Origin of the sequence: Sphingomonas sp., from assembly GCF_042095875.1 — a bacterium.
In the GTDB taxonomy this organism is placed as follows: Bacteria; Pseudomonadota; Alphaproteobacteria; order Sphingomonadales; family Sphingomonadaceae; genus Sphingomonas.
In genome coordinates this window covers 1-3,864 of record NZ_JBELMJ010000096.1, presented here as the reverse complement: position 1 = coordinate 3,864, position 3,864 = coordinate 1, and the positions used below count along the sequence as shown (strand labels likewise).

Here is a 3,864-nt window from a genome sequence, read left to right as displayed (position 1 = left end):
GATGATGCCGTGGATCGGCGCCAACAAGCTGGTCGACAAGGCGAAGAACTGAGGCGGGCAAAAACGCGTCGCGGCCCCGTTGCCGCGACGCGCGGGCGGGCGTAGGGGCGGCTCGTCATGAGTGCGGCGTCGTACCGGTCCTCTTCGTACGACGTTCGCGCCTCCCGCGGCGGTCGTGCGGCGTCGTGGGCGCTGGCGCTCGGCATCGCGGCGGCGATCATCCTCGCGCTGCTCGGCATGGGTGGGTATGATCGGCAGGAGCCCGGCGACGGGCGGCGGCTGGCAACGTTCAACGTGACCCCGCTCGGCTCGTCGGAGACAAGCAAGCGATCGGTGCAGCGCGCCCGTGCCGCGGCAGCCCCCGCCGCGACGCCGCAACCCCGCACCGTGACCGAGCCGCGCGAGGCGCCGGTCGTGCCGCCGCCGCCTGTCACGCTCCATCTGCCGGGCGTTATCATGCTGAGCCGGTCCGACTATGCCGCCTCCAACATCGGAAAGATCAAGGGCACCGCGGGTCAAGGCGACGGCACGCAGACCGCGTCCGCGGGCGAAGCGGGCGGCGATCCGAGTATCGGCACCGGGCCGGGCGGCGAGCCGATGTACGCGGCCGAGTGGTATAGGAAGCCGACCCGCACCGAGATGGCCACCTACCTGCCGGCGGGGAAGCTCGGCTGGGGCGTGGTCGCGTGTCGCACGATCGCGCGCTATCACGTGGAGGATTGCCGTGAGCTGGGCGAAACGCCGGGCTCGCGCATCGCGGGGGCGGTGCGGCAGGCGGCGTGGCAGTTCCTGATCCGACCACCGCGCAAGGGCGGTCAGGCGATGCTCGGCGTGTGGGTGCGTATCAGATACGACATCCTGCCGGAAGGATCGAAGGAACTCGACAGCGATTGAACGCCTGCGAAACCAACCGTTTCGGCTCGACCTATTCCCTTGGTCGCGGCGCTGTGGTTGGATCGGACGATCAACAGGGAGTTACCGACCATGCGCATCCATCATCTCGCCGCCACCGCGCTGGCGCTCGTATCCGTACCCGCGCTGTCACAGATCGCGACCACGCCGCAGCAGCCCGGCCAGCCGATCGCCTCGCGCGTGCCCGCCGGCACCTATCAGGTAGATCCCGCCCACACGCAGGTCAGCTGGCAGGTCAACCACATGGGCTTCTCGATGCTGGAAGGGCAGTTCGGCGCGAGCGGCGGGTCGATCACGCTCGATCCGAAGAAGCCGGCGGCGACCAAGGTCGACATGACCTTCAACATCGACGAGCTGTCGGTCACCTCCTCCGGCTTCGCCAAGCACCTGAAGTCGGAAGACTTCTTCAACGCGGAGAAATATCCCACCGCGCGCTTCGTCTCGACCCGCGTCGTGCCCAAGGGCGCGAATGCCGCGACGATGACGGGCAACCTGACGATCAAGGACCAGACCAAGCCGGTCACGCTGAACGTCACCTTCGTCGGCGCGGGCGACAATCCAATGAGCAAGAAGCTAAACTTGGGCTTCACCGCCAAGGGGCAGATCAAGCGCAGCGACTTCGGCGTCGGCGCCTACGGGCCGGTCGTGTCGGACACGGTCAACCTGACGATCCACGCGGCGTTCACCGCCTGACCATTCGAGCGGGCGGCGCCGTGCCGCACGCATCACTCACGCTGCGCGGCGCAGTTTGATGAAACTGTCGAACGTCGCGCGGACGTTGGGTGCGGTGTTCGCCAGCAGCTGGTCGACGCGCGCGCAGAATCGGTCGCCCTCCTCGCCGACGCGGCGCTCCGCCATCGCCCAGTCGCCGAACTCGCGTGTGTCGACCTCGCGGCGCGACAGGATGACGAGCGCATTGTGACGGGGGTCCTGCTTGATTCGCGCGTAGGCGGTCTCGACCGCGAGCGCCGGGCCTTCCAGCGCCTGGAGGAAGCGCACTCCGTCCGAGTAGAGCAGCCCGCTGATGCCGTCCCGGCGATTGTTGAGGCGCGATACCGCGAGGATGTTGGTGAGGTCAGCGCTCCGCTTGACGGAAGAAATGTAGACGAGTTGCAGCATAAGCGTGGCCTCCTTGCCGTCGGACCTAAGGGACAGAGGTTAGATAAGCGTGAATGCTGCACCGCGGCGCTGCACGGCCTCGCCAAATCGACGTCGCGTGCCGTTCAGGGTGGACAGCGCGAGAGGCGCGGGGCACAACGGCGCGCGATGACCCCGGTGTCTCTCCTTCTGCGACTTACGCGCCCTTAGGCGCGACCGTCCGACGTGCGCGATGCGTCGCGCACCACGCGCCTAAGGGCCAGCCGACACTCCCCTGCCAGAGAGCCGAGCCATGCTGCGCGACCCATCGACCAAGTACCGCCCGTTCCCGACCATCGACCTGCCCGGTCGGCAATGGCCGTCGAGGACGATCACCCGCGCGCCGCGCTGGCTGTCGACCGACCTGCGCGACGGCAACCAGGCGCTGATCGACCCGATGGACGCGGAGAAGAAGACCCGCTTCTTCGACCTGCTCGTCAAGGTCGGGTTGAAGGAGATCGAGGTCGGCTTCCCGAGCGCGGGGGCGACCGAGTTCGACTTCATCTCGGGGCTGGTCCGCTCGGGTCGCGTGCCCGACGACGTGACGCTGCAGGTGCTCACCCAATCGCGCCGCGACCTGATCGAGACGAGTTTCCGCAGCCTGGAGGGCGCGCGCACCGCGATCGTCCACCTGTACAACGCGGTCAGCCCGACGTGGCGGCGGATCGTGTTCGGCATGTCGCGGGAGGAGGTAAAGGCGATCGCGATCGAGGGCGCGAAGATCCTTCGCGACGAGGCGGCGAAGCGTCCGGGCACCGACTGGCAATTCGAGTACAGCCCCGAGACGTTCTCGACCGCCGAACTCGATTTCTCGGTCGAGGTTTGCGCCGCCGTCATGGACGTGCTGCGCCCCACGCCCGAGCGGCCGATCATCTTCAACCTGCCCGCGACGGTCGAGTGCGCGACGCCCAACGTCTACGCCGACCAGATCGAGTGGTTCGCGCGCAATATCCCGAACCGCGACGCGGTGGTGATCTCGCTCCACACGCACAACGACCGCGGCACCGGCGTCGCGGCGGCGGAACTGGGGATGATGGCGGGGGCCGACCGGGTGGAGGGTTGCCTGCTCGGCAACGGCGAGCGGACGGGCAATTGCGACCTCGTGACGGTCGCGCTCAACATGTACACGCAAGGGGTCGACCCGCGGCTCGACCTGTCGGACATCGACGCCGTGGTGAAGACGGTGGATTACTGCACCAATCTGCCCGTCCACCCGCGCACGCCCTATGCCGGGGATCTGGTGTTCACCGCCTTCTCCGGCTCGCACCAGGATGCGATCAAGAAGGGGTTCGCGGCGCAGGCCGCGCGCAACGACGATCTGTGGGAGGTGCCGTACCTGCCGATCGACCCGGCCGACCTCGGGCGCAGTTACGAGGCGGTGATCCGCGTCAACTCGCAGTCGGGCAAGGGCGGCGTCGCCTGGGTGATCGAGCAGGACAAGGGGCTGCGCCTGCCCAAGCGGTTGCAGGCGGATTTCAGCCGGCACGTGCAGGCGATGGCGGACGAGACGAGCCGCGAGCTGAACGCGGCCGACATCTGGGGTCGGTTCGAGGCGACGTATCTGCCGGGCCAGGCGGATCGCTTCGTGCTGCGCGATTACGAGGAGACGGGTGGTGCGGGCGACCGGCTGTTCGTCGGGCGCGTGGCGGTGGACGGCGAGGAGCAGTCGATCACGGGGCGCGGCAACGGCCTGATCTCGGGCGTGATCGCGGCGCTGGCACAGACGACCGGACCCGACTTGGACGTGGTCGATTACGCCGAGCACGCGATCGGGCACGGCGCGGGCGCGCAGGCGGCGGCGTACCTCGAGTGCCG

The 3,864-nt window shown here is 68.3% G+C and carries 4 protein-coding genes; 3 read left to right on the top strand and 1 reads right to left on the bottom strand.

Going from position 1 to position 3,864, the window contains the following annotated elements; genetic code table 11:
- Window positions 1-117 precede the first annotated feature (117 nt).
- On the top strand, window positions 118-894 hold the full coding sequence (locus tag ACFDS6_RS16785) for a hypothetical protein (protein ID WP_375273225.1): 777 nt from the start codon (window positions 118-120) through the stop codon (window positions 892-894).
- Between the two features lie 90 nt (window positions 895-984).
- Window positions 985-1,605, top strand: a complete 621-nt coding sequence (locus ACFDS6_RS16780; RefSeq protein ID WP_375273224.1) for a YceI family protein — start codon at window positions 985-987, stop codon at window positions 1,603-1,605.
- 36 nt (window positions 1,606-1,641) lie between these two features.
- Here ACFDS6_RS16780 and ACFDS6_RS16775 read toward each other — a convergent pair whose 3' ends face one another.
- Window positions 1,642-2,031 carry a BLUF domain-containing protein gene (locus ACFDS6_RS16775; protein ID WP_375273223.1) on the bottom strand — a complete coding sequence of 130 codons (390 nt, stop codon included), beginning with the start codon at window positions 2,029-2,031 and terminating at the stop codon, window positions 1,642-1,644.
- 271 nt (window positions 2,032-2,302) lie between these two features.
- Here ACFDS6_RS16775 and leuA point away from each other — a divergent pair.
- Window positions 2,303-3,864: 2-isopropylmalate synthase (gene leuA, locus ACFDS6_RS16770; RefSeq protein WP_375273222.1), on the top strand; the 1,562-nt coding region annotated here is incomplete at its 3' end.